This is a genomic window from Agrobacterium pusense, from assembly GCF_013285525.1.
GTDB classification, from domain to species: Bacteria; Pseudomonadota; Alphaproteobacteria; order Rhizobiales; family Rhizobiaceae; genus Agrobacterium; species Agrobacterium pusense.
This window is the reverse complement of record NZ_CP053857.1, coordinates 1,290,710-1,311,893: the sequence shown is the minus strand read 5'-3', so window position 1 is coordinate 1,311,893 and position 21,184 is coordinate 1,290,710. Positions and strand designations below refer to the sequence as shown.

Genomic DNA, 21,184 nt, shown 5'->3' with positions numbered 1-21,184 from the left:
AGACAGTGGCAAAAGCGGAACTTGGTACCAAGCGCACAGACCCCGATACCGGCAAGAAGTTCTACGATCTGAACCGCGATCCGGTCGTTTCTCCTTACACCGGCAAGTCCTGGCCGCTCTCCTTCTTCGAGGAAAGCACAGCTCAGGCAAAGCTCGAGCAGGCTGAAGAAGAGGATGTAGCGGAAGTCGATACCGAAAACACGGAAGTCGAACTCGTGTCGCTGGAAGATGCCGACGGCGACAACAGCGGCGACGATATCCCTGATCTCGGCGACGACGATGACGTCGAAATCGACGACGACGACGACACCTTCCTGGAAACCGACGACGAAGATGACGACGACGACATGTCCGGTATCATCGGCGTATCGGGCGACGACGAAGAAGCTTGATTTTATTCGACAATTCGGCCCGACGACAAAAAAATGACGCCGGGCCGTTTTTTATGCTTGCACTCGTCGGAAAGCCGCAGTAGTAAGCCGCCACCGAACGGAACAACTACCGCTTCGGTTCCCGGAACCGGAAGAAATGCCGGAACCCTTATGGGGCTATAGCTCAGCTGGGAGAGCGCTTGCATGGCATGCAAGAGGTCAGCGGTTCGATCCCGCTTAGCTCCACCAAATTTCCCAAGACAAAATTCATCACTTCAGCAAAATCTGGATCTTGCGACCTTCAGTCCCACCTCACGCGGCCATCTATCGTAATAACGCCCGCACATCCTGTCCGTTGATACGGCATTCCAGAGAACGGAGCGCGCCGCTCTCCCCCACCACGCGACATTCGATATATCTGCCGCGCAAAAGGTTCTCCAGCGCTTTGAAGGCATTGAGGCCGCAGGCATAACGGCGGCCGTCCGGGGTGGTGCAGACACGGTTTCTCTCCACCTCCTCCACGCCTGCGAGGCGGAACTCCTCGTTTTTGAAGGTGAAGCGGCTGCTGGAGATAACGCGAAGGCGCTGGTCGGCATGCATCTTCAGCGGGAAGGGATCCGGCGGGGTCGGAACGCGCTCGTATTCCTGCCGGATGGGGTCAACCCGTACGGGCGAGGTGGTCCACAGCTGTTCGGTGTTGGCCGCAAGTCCTGCCGGGGCGGAGGCAGTCTCGCCATTGACGAGCGAGGCAATACGCATGCCGGCTATGGCGACGCCTATGACCAGGGCGATCTGAAACAGCAAAATTGCGACCTGCCGGACCATGTCACCGAAACATCAAAAACAATGAACAAAATAAAATCGGCCTGACGTCCCCTTGCGAGAGGCCACGGCCGCCCATCACATCAATAGAAGCTTGCCTGCGCTGATATCCCTGACCGTGCCCATGGCCATAATCGGAAGCCGATCGCTGTCGAGGATCACCCGTCCTGTTGTCCGCAGCCAGCGAAAACCACCAGAGGTGAGCTGGATACGATATTCCTGATCGTAAAACACGCCGTTCGTCAGCGAATTATAGACCGCTTCAGCCACACGCGCCCGGGAGCCGCTTTCGATTTGCGCAATGAAATCCTCTACCGGGATACCGCGGGCGGCCTTTTCCGGACGAACCTCCCGCAGGCGCGCGGCCACGGCATCCAGATAAACCAGATTTTGCCCGATATTCCAGGTGTAGTAACCCACAAGTGTCTCTTCGAGAGATATGTTCTTCAACATCGGCCTTCAACAGTCTGAGATGCTTGTGGCGGGTCTCTACCATAATGGACGATGAACGGCTAACCACAAGAATTCATTCTTTTGTCTGATATAGTATCTTTTTTGGCCGGTCGCTTATCGCCAGGCCATTTCGGCCGACATGTTGGCGAAGCGATCTTCCTGTGCCAAAGAAGGTTGACCTTGCCGCCACAGATCACAGGAGCCGCCGTGACCATCGGGCTTGCCCATGCCGAACTCATTGCCGTCGTCACCGCCATTACTGGAGATGAACCGCGCGTGATGACCGTTCGGGCGGGGGCGGCGCTTCCTTCGGGACCCTTCGAATTCGGTCACAGGACGCTTCAAAGCGGCTTGCGGGAATGGATTCACGAGCAGACGCATCATCCCGTCGGTTATCTCGAGCAGCTCTACACCTTCGCCGATCGCGACCGAAACAACGATATTCCGGGCGGCAGAACCATCTCCATCGGCTATCTGGGACTTGTCCGCGAACAGGAGGCCACGGACGGCAAACGTCCTTTCTGGCACGGGTGGTACGATTATTTCCCGTGGGAAGACCATCGCCAAGGACGCCCCGCGGTTCTCGCCAGCATCATCGAGAAGCTGCGGGCATGGGCGGATTCCGACCCATCTTGTAAAAACCAGCGCCACTTGCGGGCCGATTTTACCTTCGGCCTCGACGGCGGCGGCTGGAACGAGGAACTCACCCTTCAGCGCTATGAGCTGCTGTATGAGGCGGGGCTGGTTGAGGAAGCGCAGGCCGAACCCCGGATCAATTTCGGAAGGCCGATGTTCGCCGATCACCGCCGCATCCTCGCCACCGGAATTGCCCGGTTGAGGGCCAAAATCAAATACCGGCCGGTGGTATTCGAACTGATGGCCGATACCTTCACGCTGCTGCAATTGCAGCGTGCCGTCGAGGCGTTGGCTGGGCTGACGCTGCACAAGCAGAATTTTCGCCGGCTGATCGAACAGCAGCAACTGGTGGAAGAAACCGGCGACATGGCTACGGAAACCGGCGGACGACCGGCAAAGCTTTTCCGCTTCCGCCAGACCGTCCTCGATGAACGCGCCCTTTCCGGAACGAAACTGCCGCTCTCCCGCAATTGACATATGCTCATAATGAGAATATCTCTTCGTTCTAGATATACTCAAAACGAGCATAAATGGGAGAGCATCGTGAACGAGCAGATTTCCGCCGCAAGCCTTTACGACCGCGTCGCCCGCGTCATTCCCAAGGCCGAATGGATGGCTTTCCAGGACGATGTGGAGGCGATCCTTGAGTTGAAGCGCAAGCGTAATGCCGTCATCCTCGCCCATAATTACCAGACACCTGAAATATTCCACGGTGTCGCCGATATCGTCGGCGACAGCCTTGCCCTTGCCCGCAAGGCGATGGAGGTGGAGGCGGATGTCATCGTTCTCGCCGGCGTGCATTTCATGGCCGAGACGGCGAAGCTGCTCAATCCGGAAAAGACCGTGCTCATTCCGGATATGGCTGCCGGCTGTTCGCTTGCCGATTCCATCACGCCGGAGGATATCGCCCTCCTGCGAAAGGCCTATCCCGGCGTGCCTGTTGTGACCTATGTGAACACGTCCGCCGCAGTGAAGGCGGCGTCCGATATCTGCTGCACGTCGGGTAATGCCCGCCAGGTGGTGGAATCGCTCGGCGTGCCGCGCGTCTTGATGCTGCCGGATGAATATCTGGCGAAGAACGTGGCCATGGAAACCAATGTCGAACTGATCGCCTGGCGCGGCCATTGCGAAGTGCACGAGCTTTTCACCGCCGATGACATCAGGGAGCTGCGGGAAAGCCATCCCGGCGTGATCGTACTGGCGCATCCCGAATGTCCGCCTGAGGTTGTCGAGGCCGCGGATTTTTCCGGCTCTACCGCCGTCATGTCCGACTATGTCGGTCGTGAGCGCCCCGCCCGCGTGGTGCTTCTGACGGAGTGCTCGATGAGCGACAATGTCGCCGTGCATCACCCGGACGTCGAATTTATCCGCCCGTGCAATCTCTGCCCGCACATGAAACGCATCACGCTCGGCAATATTCGCACAGCCCTTGAGGAAAACCGCCACGAAGTGACTGTCGATCAGGCCATCGCCGCCGCCGCCCGTCGCGCGGTGGAAAGGATGCTGGAAGTATGAGCGAGCGCTTGCCGCAGCAGGACTGGACGGCCATCGTCGGCAGCGGCATTGCCGGCCTGATGGCGGCGCTGACACTTGCGCCGCAGCCCGTGCTGCTTCTGACACGTGGTGCGCTTGGCGGCGAAACGTCCAGCGCCTGGGCACAGGGCGGCATTGCCGCAAGCCTCGGTCCCGATGACAGCGTCGCGCTGCATCTTGCCGATACGCTCGCCGCTGGAGACGGTCTCTGCGATGCGGAAATGGCCGCCGATATCGTTTCCGCCGCCCCTGCTGTCATCGAGGCGCTGGAGCAGGCCGGGGTGCGCTTCGACCGGGACGCCGATGGCAGGCCCATCTTCGGGCTGGAGGCCGCCCACAGCCGAAGGCGCATCCTGCACGCCGAGGGCGACGGTTCGGGCGCGGCCATCGTCAGGGCTCTCGCCGCCGCCGTTCTGCGCACACCGTCGATCACGGTTCTTGAAGGCACCGAAGTGCGCCGGCTGCTGACACAGGACGGCGCGATCGCTGGCCTCGCCTGCGCCGGACCGAAAGGCGGCTTCGTTCTGCCGGCAACGCGGGTGGTTCTCGCCACCGGCGGCCTCGGCGGCCTCTACGAGGCCACGACCAATCCTTCCGGCAATTTCGGACAGGGCATCATGCTGGCCGCCCGCGCCGGCGCAATCCTTGCCGACATGGAATTCGTACAGTTCCATCCGACGGCGCTTTCTTCAGCGCGGCGGCCGCTGGCGCTGGTCAGCGAGGCGGTGCGGGGCGAAGGCGCACTTCTCCTCAACGAAAGCGGTGAAAGGTTCATGGCCCCTGTTCCCGGCGCGGAACTCGCCTCCCGCGACGTCGTCGCACGCGCGATAGATCGTGAAATCCTGCGCGGCGGCAGGGTGTTTCTTGACGCCCGCAAGGCCCTTGGCTCCGGCTTTTCCGCCCGGTTTCCTGCAATCGACCTGCTCTGCCGGGAGGCTGGAATAGATCCGGCCCGTGAACTGGTCCCCGTCCGCCCTGCCGTGCACTATCATATGGGCGGCATTGCCACGGACGGCAGAGGCCGAAGTTCGGTGCCGGGCCTGTGGGTCGCCGGCGAGGCCGCCTGCACGGGGCTTCACGGCGCCAACCGGCTGGCCAGCAATTCCCTGCTGGAAGCTGCCGCAATGGGAATGCGTGCGGCACAGGATATCGCCACCCAGCCCTCGTTCGCACGGCCGAGTACCACCGCTTCTGCAACCCGCACGGTGGACCATCCTGCCGCCGATCCCGCCACCGTCCGCGCCATCATATCCCGACATCTCGGTATCGTCAGACATGCGACGGGTCTAACCGAGGCGATCCGGGATTTACTGCCGCTCGTGGAGGGAAAGGACCCGGCATCCGATCCCGCCCTCGTGGGTCTGGCGATCGCCGTTTTTGCCGCCTTGCGGACGGAATCGCGCGGAGCGCATTTCCGCGATGATTTTCCTGGGAAGGATGCGACGGCGACGAGGCGTCGCCTGAGCATGGCAGAGGTGATTGACCTTGCCCATGCCCTTTCCTCGACCAGCCCCTCCTCTTCCAGCTTCGCACGGACCGCCTGACATGACCCTTGCCCCCCTGCCCCGCCTCATCATCGAACCGCTGGTCCGTAACGCCCTTCTGGAAGACCTGGGCCTTGCTGGCGACGTCACTTCTACCGCCGTCATTCCCGCCGATCACCGGTCGGTCGTCGTCGTGGCGGCACGCGAAGAGGGTGTCGTCGCCGGGCTTGATGCTGCGGAACTGGCCTTCCAGCTCGTGGACCCGGCCATCACGATAGAGCGGAACGTGCAGGATGGAGCTTCCGTCGCACCGGGCGACACCGTCGCAACGATCAGGGGGCCTTCCCGCGGGCTTTTGACGGCAGAGCGCACGGCTTTGAATTTCCTCGGCCACCTGTCGGGCATCGCCTCCGTCACGGCTAAGATCGTCGCGGCCATCGCAGGGACCAATGCCTCGGTCGCCTGCACCCGCAAGACCACACCAGGCCTCCGGGCACTGGAAAAATACGCCGTGCGCGCCGGCGGCGGCATGAACCACCGTTTTGCACTCTATGACGCTGTTCTCATCAAGGACAACCACATCGCCGTGGCGGGCAGCGTGCGTGACGCTATCCGCCGTGCAAAAAAGGGTGTCGGCCATCTCGTCAAGATAGAAGTCGAGGTGGACACGCTTTCACAGTTGCGCGAGGCGATGGATGAAGGTGTCGATGCGGTTCTTCTCGACAATATGACGCCTGAACAGCTGCGCGAAGCGGTGAAAATCGTCGCCGGTCGTGCCATTACCGAAGCGTCCGGGCGCATCACTCCACAGACGGCTGCAGCCATCGCCGCCACGGGCGTCGACCTCGTCTCCATCGGCTGGCTGACCCACAGCGCGCCGGTTCTGGATATCGGACTGGATTTCGAGAGCAAAAATTGAAGCCTGCACGCTGCACGGAACAAATTTTCCGCGCCATCGTTATTATCCCGCCTGGGGTCGATTCAAGGCGGGGGGACGTGCGCACAAAGCGGGTCCATATGCCTTTTGACCTCTCTTAGAAAGGAAAGGCCTGTTATGGAAGACGCACAAGTTGGCTGGATTGCAGCAATCATCATTGGCGGCGTAGCTGGTTGGCTCGCCGAACAGTTCATGAAAAGCAATATGGGTGTTTTCATGAACATTATCCTTGGCATCGTCGGTGCCATCGTCGCCAATTTCCTTCTGGGATTGGTGGGCGTTTCGCTCGGCGGCTGGATTGGTTATCTCATTGCCGGTTTCATCGGCGCCTGCATTCTTATTGCCGTCGGACGTGCATTTCGCCGCTAAGGGGAGGACAGAATGAGCTTTTTCGACAAGATCAAGAACGCGATTTTCGGCAAGGCAGAAGCCGCCCCACAGACTTCGGCTCCGGCCGGCACGCCGACGGGCACTGCCAGCACAACTGCAGCAGCCCCTGCCGCACCGGCGTCACCTGCACCGACAACGGCGGCACCGGCTTCTACCGGCAACGTCGATGTAGCGTCCATCCTGGATGCGGCGGTCAAGAAAAACGGCCAGAAGCTGGACTGGAAGCACTCCATCGTCGACCTTCTGAAGGCCCTCGACCTCGACAGCAGCCTGACCGCCCGAAAGGAACTCGCCAGCGAACTCGGTTACACCGGCGATACCTCGGATTCGGCCACCATGAACATCTGGCTGCACAAGGCCGTCATCAAGAAACTTTCCGAAAACGGCGGCAAGGTTCCGGCCGAACTTCTGGACTGAACCGATAAACGGAGGCCGCCATGGACGACTATTCCAGCTTGAGGGAGCAGATCGGTCGCGATCTCGACACCCTGCAGGGAACGGAGAACCCGAAGTCGATCTTCGAAATCGCCGACGATTACCTTTTGGGAGATCCGGGTCTGAAGCGAACCATCGTCGAAGACATTATCAAGGAAGAAGCGGACAAGCGCGGTATTGCTATCCACTGAAGCAGCGCCTAGCAGGCACCGGCATTAAAAAAGGGCGGCATCCGGTTTGGATGCCGCCCCTTTCGTGTCGCGCACATCAAGCCGCTATCTATCCAGCTTGGCTTCGGCCTTTTTCGCGTTTTCTTCCATCAACTCATACCACATCGCATTCATGACGGCGAAGATGGCGGCGAGAGGCAGGCCGAGCAGCCAGGCGAAGTACCACATGTTCGATCTCCTTCTTTCTTGATCAATAAGCATGACCGCTGTCATCGCGGATCGCCTTTTCATCCACCTTGCCCCACAGCACCCGATAGACCCACGAGGTGTAAGCGACGATGATCGGGATGAAGATGAGGGCGACGACCAGCATGATGAACAGCGTCATATGGCTGGAAGACGCGTCCCACACCGTCAGGCTCGATTTCGGATCGACCGAAGACGGAAGGATAAAAGGAAACATCGTGAGGCCCACTGTCGAGATGATGCCGAAGATTGCGAGCGAACTGGCAAGCAGCGCCATCACCTCCCGGCGCAGCGTCAACAACAGCAATGCGACGAGCGGAAAAACAAGGCCGAGGGCCGGCGCCAGCATCATCCATGGATGCGCTGCATAATTGGAAAACCAGACCCCGGTTGCAATCTCCACCGTCTTTGACAAGGGATTGGACGGTCCATCGGTCACGACTTCCGAGGTGAAGCGATAACCATCGATACCAAGCCACAGAAGAACGCCGCCAAGCGCGAAGAGAACGGTGGTGGCAAGTGCGGCGACGGAGCCGAAACTGCGGGCGCGGGCCGCCACCGGACCATCCGTTTTCAGTACCAGCCATGCGGCGCCATGCATGACCAGCATGGCGACGGATACAAGCCCGCAGAGAATGGCGTAGGGGTTCAGAAGTTCAAACAGCGTCGTCCCGTCATAGAAAATCCTGAGATCGTCATTGAGGTGAAAGGGAACACCCTGCAGTACGTTGCCGATCGCTACGCCGAAGATAAGCGAAGGAACGAAGCCGCCGATGAAGAGCGCCCAGTCCCAGCCGGTGCGCCATGCGGTGCTCTCGCGCTTGGACCGATATTTGAAACCGACCGGCCGCAGGATCAGTGCAAACAGGGTGGCGAACATCGCCAGATAGAACCCCGAGAATGACACCGCATAAAGCGGCGGCCAGGCCGCGAAGATCGCTCCGCCACCAAGGATGAGCCAGACCTGATTACCCTCCCAGACCGGGCCGATGGAATTGATGACGACACGCCGCTCCACATCCGTTTTCGCCACGAAGGGCAACAGCGCGCCGGTGCCGAGATCGAAACCGCCGGTCACGGCAAAACCGATCAGCACCACGCCAAGCAGCAGCCACCAGATGATGCGGAGGATTTCGTAGTCGATGAGTTGGTGCAATATCATGATCGTTTACTCCGCAGCGACGAGTTTTTCAGGAACGAGCGGCGCTTCCGGCTGATGGTCCGGATCGGGGCCCTTGCGGATCGCTTTCAACATCAGGCCCATCTCGACGATGAACAGCACCGTGTAGATGGCGATGAAGCACAGGAGCGTGATGAGGACCGTGGACGCGCTGAGACTGGAGACCGCGGCTGCGGTCGGCAACACGCCCTCGATGATCCATGGCTGGCGGCCGAACTCGGCCACGACCCAGCCCATTTCCGCCGCGATCCAGGGCAGCGGAATGGCGAATACCGCCACCTTCAGCAGCAACGGGTAATGATCCAGCCGGCGGCGGGCCGAAAGATAGAAGAAGGTCGCGGTCAGAAGGATGAAGAACATGCCGAGACCAACCATGATGCGGAACGACCAGAAGAGCGTCGGCACATGCGGGATGGTATCCGCCGCCGCCTTGGCGATCTGCTCTTCGCTCGCCTGACGAGGATCGTCCACGTAGCGTTTCAGCAGCAGGGCGTAACCGAGTTCATGGCCGAGTTCCGCGAAGGTGCCGCGCACCTCTTCCGGCAATTCGGCGCCCTTGCCGGTGGCGCGAATCTGCATCAGGGCATCATAGGCCTTGATGCCGTCGCGGATGCGGGTTTTGGCCTGCTCCACGAGATCGTTGATGCCAGGAATTTCCGTATCGAGCGAGCGTGTGCCGATGAGGCCCATGACCCACGGGATCTTCACGGCAAAATGTGTCTCGCGCGATTCCTGGTCCGGAAAGCCGATGGCGGTGAACGGGGCCGGCGCAGGCTCCGTCTCCCACATGGCTTCGATGGAGGCGAGCTTCATCTTCTGGTGTTCGGTCGAAAGATAACCGCTTTCATCACCCAGCACGACGACGGACAGCGCGGACGCCAGGCCGAATGAGGCAGCAACCGTCATCGAGCGTTTGGCAAGATCGACATGGCGGCCTTTCAGCACATACCAGGCGGAAACGCCGAGCACGAAGATGGATGCCGTGACATAACCGGCGGAAACCGTGTGAACGAACTTCGCCTGCGCCACCGGGTTGAACAGGACTTCAAAGAAGTCAGTTACTTCCATGCGCATGGTCTGGGGATTGAAGGCGGAGCCCGTGGGGTTCTGCATCCAGCCATTGGCGATCAATATCCAAAGCGCTGAGAAATTGGAGCCGAGCGCCACACACCATGTCGCGACGAGATGGCCGAGCTTCGACAGTTTATCCCAGCCGAAAAAGAACAGACCGACGAAGGTGGCTTCCAGGAAGAAGGCCATCATGCCCTCGATCGCCAACGGCGCACCGAAGATATCGCCGACATAATGGCTGTAGTAACTCCAGTTCATACCGAACTGGAATTCCATGACGATGCCCGTGGAGACGCCCAGCACGAAATTGATACCGAACAGGGTGCCCCAGAATTTCGTCATCTGCCGCCAGATTGTGCGGCCGGTCATGACATAGACCGTTTCCATGATGGCGATCACCACCGACAGTCCGATCGTCAGGGGAACGAACAGAAAGTGATAGAGAGCCGTCACCGCAAATTGCAGGCGCGACAGCGCCACTATGTCGAGTTCCATGGTCTTATCCACCTTTTCCGGAAGGCCGGCCTTCCATTTGTAAGACGACGCCGGCTCTCAAAAAAATCTCAGTCCGGGCGCAATGTGTTCAGCACTACGCCGTATTCCGGAGTGCCGCTTTGACATTCATCAAATTGACACCCCTCTTTCAGCACGACGATGCGGTCTGCGAATTCCGCCTCGCGGCGATTATGGGTGATGACCACGACGGTCCTGCCCTCTGCCGAGGCAAACAGGCGGGCAAGCACGTCGCGGGCGGTCTCGCCGTCCAGCCCTTCCGTCACCTCGTCGAGAAGCCAGAGGGGCTTGTCGGTGAGCAGGAAGCGGGCCAGCGCAAGCCGGCGCGACTGGCCGCCGGAAAGCCCCTGTCCCGCTTCGCCAAGCCTCGCCTCCAGTCGGCCCGGCATGGCCTTGACATGTTCGGCGAGGCCCGCCGCCGTGAGGACCTCCCACAACTGGCTCTCGGTCGCGGCAGGATTTGCCAGCCTTAGATTGTCGGCGATGCTGTCGCGGAAGAGCTGGCTTCTCTGTGTCATAGGGCTGGACTGCAGCGCGCTGACCGTGCCTGCCGACGGCTGCAATTCGCCCGCCAGCAGCTGGATGAGGCTTGTCTTGCCCGCGCCGCTTGGACCGACGATCGCAAGCCTTTCTCCGGCGCAGATCTCAAGCTCGATACCCGTCAGCACTACGTTGCCTTCACGTTCGAGGCGCACGCCCTGAAGCTTGGCCGCAATGCCGCCAGCCGGCAGGGGCGGACAGTGCAACGCAGCTGCAGGCGCGAGCCGTGGTGCAATGCGGCGTGCGGAAAAAAGCGTTCGTCCCAGTTCCATCGCACCACGGCGCAGCGCCGTGAACGGCTCCAGCGCCGCTAGACAGACCAGCAGGCCAAGCGCCGCGGCGGGCGCACCGAGCTTTTCCTGCTCCGCCAGCCAGGCCACGCCGAGAAGCATCGCGCTCAAAAGTACCGCCGTTGCAACGCCGAAGGAAAACCCGGCATTCGTCTCAATGCGGTTCAAAGCTTCATCGCAATCGAGCAGATAATCATCGGCCCGTTTCACCGCCTCGACCTGCGAGGCAAGCCGGCCGGCCACGAGCAGTTCCGCCTGCCCGCCGACAAGATCCGCCGCGCGAGCGCGTAGCGCCTCCAGACCGACCGCCCTGCGGCGCGAGAATTTCTCCGCCCGCAAAGCTGCGCGCACCGCAATACCGAGGCCGGAAGCGACAAGAAACAATGCAGCCAGAAGACCGGCAAGCGGATCAATGAAAGCAAGCCCGATGCCCGTTGCGATCGCCGCAAGGGCCGCGACGGCCGCGGGAAGCAGCACACGCAGGTAGAGTGAATCCAGCGCATCGATATCCGCTGTCAGCCGGTTCAAAAGGCGCGCCGGCCTTGCCTGGAGATTTTTCGCCGCCTGCGGCGCGGCAAAACCGCGAAACAGCTTTTCCCGAAGTGCCGCGAGGATGGAAAGCGTGGCCTCGTGGGTCGTCATGCGCTCACCATACCGCGCGGCGGTGCGGGCCAGCGCAAGAAGGCGAATGGCGGCTGAAGGTGCAAAAACGTCGAAAGCATAAGCTGTCGCCGGAAGCAGGCCGGCAATGGCGGTGGCCGTGATAAACCAGCCGGATATGCCAAGCAGACCGATGCCTGCCAGCACTGTGGTCGCCGCCAGAACCGCACCGGCCAGCAACATGCCGCTCCGTGCCGACCAGAAGAGGGCGATAACGGGTTTCAATATGGCGAAGCGCGACATCATGAGGGATCTCCCGATCTCACCGCCGCCATATCCACGACCCTGTCCATGCGCGCGGCCAGCACCGGATCATGGGTCGCGACGATCAACGTCCTTCCCTTTGCCAGTTGCAGCAGGTTTTCCGTAACGAGTTCGGCCGTCTCGCGGTCGAGATGCGCTGTCGGCTCATCGGCCAGAATGAGCCGTGCGGCGGGGTCGGCGAAGGCACGGGCAATGGCGAGCCGCACCGCTTCACCGCCGGAAATGCCATGGCCGCCATCTCCCACCGGCAGATGCCCGCGGGAAGACGACAATTGATCGAGGCCGGTGCTTTCAAGCGCCATGTCAACCATGCTCCGCGTGACGCCGGCCCGGCCGAAGCGAATGTTCGCCTCAAGCGAGCCGGCTGTGAAAAACGGCTTCTGGCCAATCCAGCCGATGGATTTGCGCAGTATGTCCGCCGTCTCATCGTCGAGTACGGTGCCGCCGATTTTTATCGTGCCGCCCTGTGCCTTGGCGAGCCCGGCAATAAGGGAGAGCACCGTGGATTTGCCGCAACCGGAGGGTCCGAGAAGTGCCACTGTTTCACCCGCCCGGACATTGAAATCGAAATTTCGAAGCACGGGCGATGCACCGGGATAGGCGAAGGTCAGGTCATGCATATCCACGGTTGCCGGCGTCGCAACTGTCACGTCCGGCGCGTCCTTGCCCGTGCCTGCAATAGCCGACCCACCCTTCGCCAGATTGTCGAGCGCGCCGAGCGCAGCCTCGCCGGCCGCCCGGTCGTGCCAGACGGCGGACAATTCCCGCAGAGGCTCGAAAAATGCCGGCGCGAGAAGCAAGATGAAAAGACCTTCGGCAAGCGTCAGTTTCTGACCCCACGCGCCGAAATCGAGAAAGCCGAGCAGATGGAAACCGATGTAAACGGCCGTCATGGCGACGCCGAGCGCCGCGAAAAGCTCAAGCACTGCCGATGAGAGAAAGGCGATCCTGAGCACCGCCATCGTTCTCTTCTTGAGATTTTGCGCATCGGCGCTCAGGCGTGTGGCCGTTAGATCGACCGCTTCCAGCGCGCGAATCGTTTCCAACCCGCGCAGCCGGTCGAGCAGGAAAGCGTTCATATTGCCGGCCTCAACAAGCTGCTTTTCACTGGCGGCCTTGGCCTGCCAGCCAATCAAAGCCATGAACAGCGGAATGGTCGGCATGGCAAGCAAAAGCACCAGCGCCGCGATCCAGCTGAAAGGAAGGATGACGAGGGCATATGCCACGGGAACGATCGTTGCCTTCATCCTTGCCGGCTGAAAACGGGAAAGATAGGGCACCAGTGCTTCCGACGTTTCGACGACGACAGCTGCCACCTCACCGGAAGCCGTTCGCGAGAGGTCGAGCGGGGAGACCCTGGCGAGGGCGTGGAGCGCTTCCAGCCGCCGCTGCGAAAGAGCCGCCCGCGCCATACGGAACGACATGCGCGCTGCGGTTTTTTCCAGAAGGGCCTTGAGGATACCGAGAAGAAAAATGGCGGCAGCCGGCGGCATGAGCGCCATCATTGGCGCACCATCAGCAATTTTTCCGACGGAAAAGGCAAGCAGACCCGCCTGTGGCAACCAGAACAGCGAAACGAGAACATGCAGCAGGGAAGCCGATCTTGCCGCCGCCGGTGCGTGCATTTTTTGCGGGGTGGGCGCTTTATCGGCGCGGGGCTTGCGGCCAGGAATGGAAAAGACCCGCCGCGTACCGAGCGACAGTGCAACCGGCGCGGAACAGCCGTCATCGCGGCTGTCGGCCAAGGGAGGGGTCTGGGCTGACATGGTCATGATCGCCTCAGCCGTCCTTTTTCGCGACGCGGGGCCGACCAAGGGAAACGATCTTGTCCTTGGCCTCCAGAAGCTTGGTGACTTTGGAGCCGAGCGCCAGAAGAGAAGCCAGCCGTTCCGTCTCCAGCCTTTTCACATCGTCATACCAACCCGTCAGCTGCTCGATCAGCGTCTTCATCTCATCGATACGCCTCTGCGCATGACGCTCATCTTCGTTTTCCGGCGTTTCCATCAGGATTTCCCGAAGCACGCTGAGGGTCGGATCGATTTCGCGTTTCTTGCGCTCCTCAGCAAGCGTTCGCAGGATGTGCCAGACATCCTCAGGCGTCGTAAAAAAATCACGCCTGTCTCCGGGGAAGTGCTTGAGGATTGCCAGGTTCCAGGCTTGCAGTTCCTTGAGGCTCATCGACACGTTGGACCGCGAAATGCCGAGCGCCTCCACAATATCGTCCGCGCAGAGCGGCTGTGGCGATATGTAAAGCAGAGCATAGACTTGGCCGACAGTGCGGTTGATGCCCCAGCGGCTGCCCATCTCACCGAAATGCAGCACGAAGGACTGAACGAGCGGGGAGAGATTGGAAGACATTTCTCTTCTTTCTGAATTTTCAGTAATTTCTGAAATTTCGATAACGCAAAAAACGACTGGCGGCAAATCACCTTTTTGACCTGCGTCAAAATGTGCAAATGGGCAGAGACGATGCTTGTATGGACGGTCGTGGGTGCAGTCCGGGCAAAATATGCGGCAGTCGTGTTGAGGGGTATGACAGGCTGGAGCGTTTGCTGGCGTCCGTCACTTTCCCTCCGTCATTCCGGTCTTGAGCCGGAATGACGTCCCCAAAGCAGTCGATGATATCGATAACATCTACGCGAGTCGCCACGACCAAGAATCAGCCCAAAGAAATGGGCGGCGGGATGACCCGCCGCCAATCGAAACGTCGGCGTATTCGCGCGTAGAAACCTTGCTTACGAAAAAGCGATCTGAACCTTCATGGCGCGGCTGCGGTCGGAAGCGAATTCGAAGGCCGAGATGGCATCGGCGAGATCAACGGTCTGGGTGATGAAAGGTTTGACATCGATCAGGCCCTTTTGCATCAATTCAACGCCGGTTGCGAATTCCTCATGGAAGCGGAAGGAACCGCGCAGATCGAGTTCCTTGGCGGTGATCGCCATCATCGGCAAGCTCATATCGCCGCCAAGGCCAAGCTGGACGATGATGCCGCGCGGGCGAAGCGCCGCGATGCCGCCGGCAAGCGCCACGGCGGCGCCTGAGCATTCATAGAGAATATCGAAGGTTCCCTTGTTCGCACCGTAGGCGGCAAGCGCGTCGGGCTCGTCCTTGCTATTGATGACGCGATCCGCACCCGCCTCACGCGCCTTGCCAAGCGTGAAATCGGAAAGATCGGTGGCGACGATCTCAGCTGCACCGGCGCGGCGCGCGGCCAGAATGGAGAGGATACCGATCGGGCCGCAGCCCGTGACCAGCACACGTTTTCCCAGCATATCACCGGCGCGGCGGGTGGCGTGCAGCGTTACCGCCAGCGGTTCCGCCATGGCGGCCTCACCGGCGCTCAGGCCATCGGCCGGCACGCATTGCAGGGCATCGGCCACCAGGACCTCGCGGAAGGCGCCCTGAATATGCGGGAAAGGCATGGCGCTGCCATAAAACCGCATGTTCAGGCACTGGTTGTGCAGGCCTTCCTGGCAGAAGCGGCAGGTTCGGCACGGGCGGGATGGCGAAACCGCAACCAAACCGCCGATCTTCAGCCCATCGACGCCTTCGCCCAGTTCCTCAATGACGGCGGAGACCTCATGGCCCAGCACCATCGGTTCACGCAACCGCACGGCGCCGAAACCGCCATGATTGTAATAGTGCAGATCACTGCCGCAGATTCCGCCCCTGGCCAGACGGAGCCGCACCTCACCCGGTCCCGGCTTTTCCTCCGGCCGGTCTTCGATGCGCACATCCTTTGCCCCGTGGGCGACAATCGCTTTCATGACAACTCCCGTTCAAGCGCGCGCCATTATGGCGCATAAAATTCTTCATCCCATTGCTGCCGCAAGATGCGCCTCGACGCACCTTGTCAGTTCGCCACCCGCCCGATACGTACCGAAAGCGGGCGCATCAGCCTTGACATCCGCCCTCAAACGGATGAATGTTATCGGTAACATATACTTTCAAGAACGCAATGTCGAGAGACTGGAGGAAACAGTGGGCCTTAATTTGTTCGATCTTTCCGGCCGCCGCGCCCTGATCACGGGTTCGTCCCAGGGCATCGGGTTGGCGCTGGCTCAAGGGCTGGCGGAAGCAGGGGCGGAAGTGGTACTGAACGGGCGCGATGAGGTGAAGCTGAAGGCGGCGGCAGCGGGCATCAAGGGTGCCAGAACGCTTGCCTTCGATGCTACCGATCACGGCGCGGTGCGCGAGGCGATCGACCGTTTCGAAGCGGAGGTCGGCCCCATCGATATCCTCGTCAACAATGCCGGTATGCAACACCGAACGCCGCTGGAGGATTTTCCGGCGGATGCCTTCGAGCGCCTGCTGCAAACCAACGTCGCCTCGGTGTTTCACGCCGGGCAGGCTGCCGCGCGTCACATGATCGGCCGCGGCCGTGGCAAGATCATCAACATTGCCAGCGTGCAGACCGCCCTTGCCCGCCCCGGCATCGCGCCCTACACCGCCACCAAGGGTGCCGTTGGCAACCTGACAAAAGGCATGGCGACGGACTGGGCCAAATATGGACTGCAGTGTAACGCCATTGCGCCCGGTTATTTCGACACCCCGCTCAACGCCGCCCTTGTTGCGGACGAGACCTTTTCGGCATGGCTTGAAAAGCGCACGCCGGCCGGTCGCTGGGGCAAGGTCGAAGAGCTCGTCGGCGCCTGCATTTTCCTGTCGTCCGATGCATCATCCTTCGTGAACGGCCACATTCTCTACGTCGACGGCGGCATTACCGCCTCGCTTTGACACATCGGGCCCCGATGGCCGGCTGCACCGCCATCCGGGCTTGAACGACGACACCACGACGCTTTGGGAGGAGGCCGTGACCACCATGACCGAGAAGAACAAAGTTGCACTGATCGGCGCAGGCGCCATGGGCGGGGCGATCGGGACACGGCTCATAGAGACCGGCAATCAGCTGACGGTTTTCGATCTGGATGCGGAAAAGGTGGCGGCACTGACGAGCCTCGGCGCGCAGAGCGCGAGCACAGCGGCGGAAGCAGCGTCGATTTCCGATGTGGTCATTCTCAGCCTCAATTCGCCGAAAATCGTTCGCATTGCCGTCTTCGGCAAGGATGGCGTCGCGGCGGAGGCCAAGCCCGGCACGCTCATCATCGACATGTCTTCCATCGATCCGGAAGCCACAAAGGAACTGGCAGCCGATGCCGCCGAAAAGGGCCTGCGCTGGGTGGACAGCCCGCTTTCGGGCGGCGCGCCCAAGGCGCTTGTCGGCCAACTGACGCTTATGGCGGGGGGCAGCGAAAAGGATGTGGCCGATGCGCATCGCGTGCTGCGACATGTGGCCAGCAATTACACCCATATGGGACCCTGCGGCACAGGGCAGACCACGAAACTCATCAACCAGGTTCTGTGCGGTCTGAACTTCCTTGCTGTAGCGGAAGCGACGCAACTGGCGCTGGACGCCGGCGTCGATGCCGCAAAAATTCCGCAGGCACTGAAGGGTGGCCGCGCCGACAGCGCCATCCTGCAGGAGTACATGCCGCGTTACGTGGCAAGGGATTACCGCCGCACCGGCCGGATCGACAATATGGTGAAGGACCTGAACGGCGCGCAGGATCTCGCCCGACGCACCAACACGGCCATGCCGCTGACGGCTGTTTGCGCCGAGGTGCACCGGATGCTCACGGCAGCAGGGCTCGGTGGAGAGGACCAGGCAGCGCTTATGGAGTTTTTCAGCGGCGCAAAGCGAAGCTTTCCGGACTGATTGACCGGCAGACAGGGGATGGCCGGAGCCTGTTGATACAGTCCCTGCGAGCCATTGCGAAATTGTCTTTCAGGGAAGATGATCAGGCGAATCGGCACGGCATTGGCCCCGATGACAGCAGACGCATGTATGCAAAGGACAATTTCCCGATGACCACCTCCGCGACAGGCACGGGAATTGCCAGTCTGACCGTTTCCGGAACCGGTTTCATTGCCGAAATCGCTTATCAAGGGGCGACGCTTCTGAGCTGGCGGCCGGTCTCTGCCGATGGCAGCGGAGGCGAAAATCTCGTCGACGGATATTCGACGCCCGCCGAAATGCAGTCCCAAAATGGCGTGAGGAACGGCATTCTCGCGCCCTTCTCCAACCGCATCCTGGATGGTCGGTTTAGTTTTGCCGGGCAGACGCACCGCATTGAGCCGGTGCTTGCCCATGAAGCCCTCGTCTTCCACGGATTTGCCAGAGCCCTGCCCTTCGTCCTCGCCCAGTCATCGGAGGAAAACGGCACTCATACTCTCATCTTCCGTGCCGAAATATCGCCTGCGGATTTCAGCGGTTACCCTTACCGTCTCGCCATCGAAGTGGAATATCGCTTCGTCGGCCATGACGTTACCATAGATATACGCGGCATCAACCGCGACGACCGGCCCCTGCCCTTCGCGGCCGGCTGGCATCCCTATTTCCGCCTGCCCGGCACCAGGTCTATCGACGACCTTCTCCTCACTCTGCCTTCGCGAACAGTAATTGAAACAAACGAGTATCTCATCCCCCTGCGAAACCCACAGGGCGGGTTAGTCAAACGGAACGACACCCTTTTTCTCCATACCCCGCTGGCCGGGCATGTGGTCGATGCCTGTTTCACCGATCTGATTGCTTCCGCAAACGGGCTTTACGAGACGAGGCTCGAAAACCCGCATGACGGTTCAAGCCTGACGGTCTGGCAGGAGCGTGGGCACATGCATGTCTTTACCGGGGATACGCTCGCACGCGACAGGCGGCGCTCCATCGCGCTCGAACCCGTGGAAACGCCGACCAACGCCTTCAACCAGGCGGAACTCGCGGATGCAATTACGCTGCAACCGGGCGAGACGCGAAGCTTCCGCTTTGGCGTCCGTTTCAAGGCAGCACGCTGATCAAGGTTCGATAGCCCTCAGATATGCGTCGTCGGCAGCGAAGACGACAGTTTCACCGTCTCCATGGAGATATAGGCGGACATGTCGTAAAGCTGCACGCGGCGCAGAATCTGTTTGTAGACCGTGTCGTAATATTCGACATTCGGCAGGACGAGCTTCAGAATATAATCGAAATTGCCGGTGAGCCGGTGAACCTCGACGATTTCAGGGATGGTGCTGACTGCGGCATGGAACCGGTCCAGCCAATCCTCCGCATGAAGGCCCGTTCTTACCAGCAGGAAAACCGTGGTCGGAAGATTGATCTTCCGCCGGTCGAGCAGCGCCATGGTGCCTGTCACATAACCTTCCGTTCGTAGCCGCGTGATGCGGCGCGAACAGGCCGATAGCGACAGGGAAACTTCCTCTGCGATATCGGCGAGCGGGGTTTCGGCATTTTCCTGGAGAATCGCAAGAATTCGGCGGTCGCGGTCATCAATCATCAGTGAACAATGCACAGGTTAACGCAAGCGCGCAAGAAATTTGCGACATCGGGACAGAAAGCGCGCCGAGTTTGCATCCAGGCCGCGAAAACTGCGCAAAAACGCATGCCGTTTTCGTTGCGACGATGGCATTCTTACTTTCAATCAAAGTTGAAAAGGGAACTCTTATGAAACGGATCGGCCTGATCGGCGGCATGAGCTGGGAATCCACCGCAACCTATTACCGCATGATCAACGAGGCGGTTCGCGACAGCCGCGGCGGTCTGGTCTCGGCCGATATCGTCATGCATTCGCTCGATTTTTCCGAGGTCGTCGCCCTTCAGAAGGCAGACCGCTGGGATGAGGCCGGCGCGCTGCTGGGCGCAGCAGGCGCGCGCCTTGCCAATGCCGGCGCCGATTGTGTACTGATCTGCACCAATACCATGCATCTCGTTGCCGACACCGTTGCGAAAATGTCCGGCGTGGCGCTGATTGACATCATCGACGAGACCGCAGCCGCCCTGAAAACGGATGGACGCCGCAAGCCGCTGCTGCTCGCCACCCGCTACACGATGGAACACGGTTTCTACACCGACCGGATGCGCCGCCACGGCGTCGACGTGGTCGTGCCGGATGCCGAAGACAGGGCCGCGATCCACGACATCATCTTCGGTGAATTGTGCCAGGGCGAGATCAAGTCCTGCTCGCGTGACCGCTATCTTGCGGTCATCGAGAAGGCCCGCGCACTCGGCGTTGATTCCGTCATTCTCGGTTGCACCGAAATTTCCCTGCTGATCGATCCCGACGCCCTGCCGCTGCCGGGTTACGATTCGACCGCCATTCACGCGAAGGCCGCCGTCGGCTTTGCGCTCGGAGACAAGGCTTTCGACAGAGCCGCATGAATGTGCCGCCTCTTTGCCTATTCCGGTAAACCGGTCTGGCTCGACAGCCTGCTGATCGAGCCGGAAGCCTCGCTGGTCAGCCAGTCCATGGCAGCAAGGGAAGCCAAGACCGTCGTCAATGGTGATGGTTGCGGCCTTGGCTGGTATGGCGAACGCGGAACGCCCGGCGTCTTTCGCGACACGCGGCCGGCCTGGTCAGACGCCAACCTCGCGGCACTTTGCCACCAGCTTCGGTCGGGCATGTTCATGGCGCATGTGCGATCCGCCACGTCGGGCGAAGTCTCGCGCGCCAATTGCCACCCCTTTGCGCATGGGAAATACCTTTTCATGCATAACGGCCAGATCGGTGGCTATGAGCAGATCAGGCGCGATATCGATTCCCTTATCCCCGATGACATCTATGCATCCCGACGCGGCACGGGCGATAGCGAAGCGATCTTCTTGATTGCCGCCGGCCATGGCCTTCAGGTGGACCCGGTCAATGCCATCTCTACCGCGCTGCGGCTTTGCCAGGAAAAGATGATGGCGGCAAGTGTCTCTTCCGCATTGAGATTCAGCGCCGTTCTGATGGATGGTGATTGCGTTCACGCCTTCCGCTGGTCAAGCGATGACAAGCCGCCGACACTTTACTGGCGCGGTCTGGACGAAGGCATTGCGTTGAGTTCGGAACCCTTTTCCTTCGATTGTGCTCCCTGGTGCGCCGTTCCACCAAATACCAGCGTGACGATCCGCGCCGGAAAAATGACGACACAGGCTTTTTTCCTTCCGTAATCCCGGCTTTGCTGGCCGCATTTTCCCGGTTTCGCGGCGTCGCTTCCGTCGACCGGTGCGGCTGCCGCGATGCCTCGTTTATTTTCATTGAATTTTTGCAGCCGCGAAGGCTAGTGTGTGGTCCACGGCGTCGGATCGGAATAAGCACGATTTTCGGCTCGACGCGCAAAACGGAATATTAGAGCGAAACAGATTTCAGGACCGGTGAA

General features: G+C 60.5%; 23 protein-coding genes and 1 tRNA gene. 14 read left to right on the top strand and 10 right to left on the bottom strand.

Annotated features, from left to right (window positions below; translation table 11 throughout):
• Positions 1-5 precede the first annotated feature (5 nt).
• Together HQN82_RS19645 and HQN82_RS19640 are read left to right on the top strand one after the other, a co-directional pair.
• Positions 6-392, top strand: a complete 387-nt coding sequence (locus HQN82_RS19645) for a TIGR02300 family protein (RefSeq protein ID WP_004437826.1) — start codon at positions 6-8, stop codon at positions 390-392.
• Positions 393-544: 152 nt separating this feature from the next.
• Positions 545-620 (top strand) — tRNA-Ala (locus HQN82_RS19640).
• Between the two features lie 75 nt (positions 621-695).
• Here HQN82_RS19640 and HQN82_RS19635 read toward each other — a convergent pair.
• Both HQN82_RS19635 and HQN82_RS19630 read right to left on the bottom strand, forming a co-directional pair.
• On the bottom strand, positions 696-1,196 hold the full coding sequence (locus HQN82_RS19635; protein ID WP_173615661.1) for a thermonuclease family protein: 501 nt from the start codon (positions 1,194-1,196) through the stop codon (positions 696-698).
• 75 nt (positions 1,197-1,271) lie between these two features.
• A complete protein-coding gene (locus HQN82_RS19630) occupies positions 1,272-1,646 on the bottom strand; it encodes a PAS domain-containing protein (protein WP_006698082.1) in 375 nt (124 codons plus the stop codon).
• Between the two features lie 207 nt (positions 1,647-1,853).
• On the opposite strand from HQN82_RS19630, the gene HQN82_RS19625 reads away from it, so the two are divergent.
• The 7 genes from HQN82_RS19625 to HQN82_RS19595 all read left to right on the top strand — a co-directional run bounded on the left by HQN82_RS19625 (position 1,854) and on the right by HQN82_RS19595 (position 7,252).
• Entirely contained in the window at positions 1,854-2,756 is a 903-nt protein-coding gene (locus HQN82_RS19625) for an NUDIX hydrolase (RefSeq protein WP_173616019.1), read from the top strand.
• Positions 2,757-2,825: 69 nt separating this feature from the next.
• Positions 2,826-3,797, top strand: a complete 972-nt coding sequence (gene nadA, locus HQN82_RS19620) for a quinolinate synthase NadA (protein WP_173615660.1) — start codon at positions 2,826-2,828, stop codon at positions 3,795-3,797.
• Complete coding sequence (locus HQN82_RS19615; protein WP_173615659.1) at positions 3,794-5,359, top strand: L-aspartate oxidase; 1,566 nt, start codon at positions 3,794-3,796, stop codon at positions 5,357-5,359. The genes nadA and HQN82_RS19615 overlap by 4 nt, the downstream gene beginning before the upstream one ends.
• A 1-nt stretch (position 5,360) precedes the next feature.
• Positions 5,361-6,218 (top strand): carboxylating nicotinate-nucleotide diphosphorylase, encoded by an 858-nt coding sequence (gene nadC, locus HQN82_RS19610; RefSeq protein ID WP_173615658.1) that lies wholly within the window; start codon positions 5,361-5,363, stop codon positions 6,216-6,218.
• 135 nt (positions 6,219-6,353) lie between these two features.
• Positions 6,354-6,605 carry a GlsB/YeaQ/YmgE family stress response membrane protein gene (locus HQN82_RS19605; RefSeq protein WP_004437812.1) on the top strand — a complete coding sequence of 84 codons (252 nt, stop codon included), beginning with the start codon at positions 6,354-6,356 and terminating at the stop codon, positions 6,603-6,605.
• A 12-nt stretch (positions 6,606-6,617) separates the two neighbouring features.
• Positions 6,618-7,043, top strand: coding sequence for a DUF3597 domain-containing protein (locus tag HQN82_RS19600; protein WP_004437809.1), 426 nt, complete (start codon positions 6,618-6,620; stop codon positions 7,041-7,043).
• Between the two features lie 20 nt (positions 7,044-7,063).
• Positions 7,064-7,252 carry a hypothetical protein gene (locus HQN82_RS19595; RefSeq protein ID WP_004437805.1) on the top strand — a complete coding sequence of 63 codons (189 nt, stop codon included), beginning with the start codon at positions 7,064-7,066 and terminating at the stop codon, positions 7,250-7,252.
• 84 nt (positions 7,253-7,336) lie between these two features.
• On the opposite strand, the gene cydX is transcribed toward HQN82_RS19595, so the two are convergent.
• The 7 genes from cydX to HQN82_RS19560 all read right to left on the bottom strand — a co-directional run bounded on the left by cydX (position 7,337) and on the right by HQN82_RS19560 (position 15,762).
• On the bottom strand, positions 7,337-7,459 hold the full coding sequence (gene cydX / locus HQN82_RS19590; protein WP_006698088.1) for a cytochrome bd-I oxidase subunit CydX: 123 nt from the start codon (positions 7,457-7,459) through the stop codon (positions 7,337-7,339).
• A gap of 22 nt (positions 7,460-7,481) precedes the next feature.
• On the bottom strand, positions 7,482-8,639 hold the full coding sequence (gene cydB, locus HQN82_RS19585; protein WP_004437800.1) for a cytochrome d ubiquinol oxidase subunit II: 1,158 nt from the start codon (positions 8,637-8,639) through the stop codon (positions 7,482-7,484).
• 6 nt (positions 8,640-8,645) lie between these two features.
• Complete coding sequence (locus tag HQN82_RS19580) at positions 8,646-10,223, bottom strand: cytochrome ubiquinol oxidase subunit I (RefSeq protein WP_006698090.1); 1,578 nt, start codon at positions 10,221-10,223, stop codon at positions 8,646-8,648.
• A gap of 68 nt (positions 10,224-10,291) precedes the next feature.
• A complete protein-coding gene (locus tag HQN82_RS19575) occupies positions 10,292-11,977 on the bottom strand; it encodes an amino acid ABC transporter ATP-binding/permease protein (protein ID WP_173615657.1) in 1,686 nt (561 codons plus the stop codon).
• Complete coding sequence (cydD, locus tag HQN82_RS19570; RefSeq protein ID WP_420913939.1) at positions 11,974-13,761, bottom strand: thiol reductant ABC exporter subunit CydD; 1,788 nt, start codon at positions 13,759-13,761, stop codon at positions 11,974-11,976. Before cydD ends, HQN82_RS19575 begins: the two co-directional genes overlap by 4 nt.
• A 13-nt stretch (positions 13,762-13,774) precedes the next feature.
• On the bottom strand, positions 13,775-14,353 hold the full coding sequence (locus HQN82_RS19565; protein WP_004437788.1) for a GbsR/MarR family transcriptional regulator: 579 nt from the start codon (positions 14,351-14,353) through the stop codon (positions 13,775-13,777).
• Between the two features lie 377 nt (positions 14,354-14,730).
• Complete coding sequence (locus HQN82_RS19560) at positions 14,731-15,762, bottom strand: L-idonate 5-dehydrogenase (RefSeq protein WP_022563448.1); 1,032 nt, start codon at positions 15,760-15,762, stop codon at positions 14,731-14,733.
• Positions 15,763-15,976: 214 nt separating this feature from the next.
• Between HQN82_RS19560 and HQN82_RS19555 the strand changes: the two genes are divergently transcribed.
• The 3 genes from HQN82_RS19555 to HQN82_RS19545 all read left to right on the top strand — a co-directional run bounded on the left by HQN82_RS19555 (position 15,977) and on the right by HQN82_RS19545 (position 18,844).
• A complete protein-coding gene (locus HQN82_RS19555; RefSeq protein WP_107340561.1) occupies positions 15,977-16,732 on the top strand; it encodes an SDR family oxidoreductase in 756 nt (251 codons plus the stop codon).
• An 85-nt stretch (positions 16,733-16,817) separates the two neighbouring features.
• The gene (locus HQN82_RS19550; protein ID WP_173616017.1) at positions 16,818-17,711 is read left to right on the top strand and encodes an NAD(P)-dependent oxidoreductase; all 894 of its coding nucleotides are present in this window, start codon (positions 16,818-16,820) and stop codon (positions 17,709-17,711) included.
• Positions 17,712-17,860: 149 nt separating this feature from the next.
• On the top strand, positions 17,861-18,844 hold the full coding sequence (locus tag HQN82_RS19545; RefSeq protein WP_173615656.1) for an aldose 1-epimerase: 984 nt from the start codon (positions 17,861-17,863) through the stop codon (positions 18,842-18,844).
• 17 nt (positions 18,845-18,861) lie between these two features.
• Here the strand turns inward: HQN82_RS19545 and HQN82_RS19540 are convergent, their stop codons facing one another.
• A complete protein-coding gene (locus HQN82_RS19540) occupies positions 18,862-19,323 on the bottom strand; it encodes an Lrp/AsnC family transcriptional regulator (RefSeq protein WP_003508584.1) in 462 nt (153 codons plus the stop codon).
• A 167-nt stretch (positions 19,324-19,490) separates the two neighbouring features.
• Between HQN82_RS19540 and HQN82_RS19535 the strand changes: the two genes are divergently transcribed.
• Entirely contained in the window at positions 19,491-20,204 is a 714-nt protein-coding gene (locus tag HQN82_RS19535) for an aspartate/glutamate racemase family protein (RefSeq protein WP_006698095.1), read from the top strand.
• Positions 20,205-20,975, top strand: a complete 771-nt coding sequence (locus HQN82_RS19530; protein WP_173615655.1) for a class II glutamine amidotransferase — start codon at positions 20,205-20,207, stop codon at positions 20,973-20,975.
• Positions 20,976-21,184: the final 209 nt, after the last annotated feature.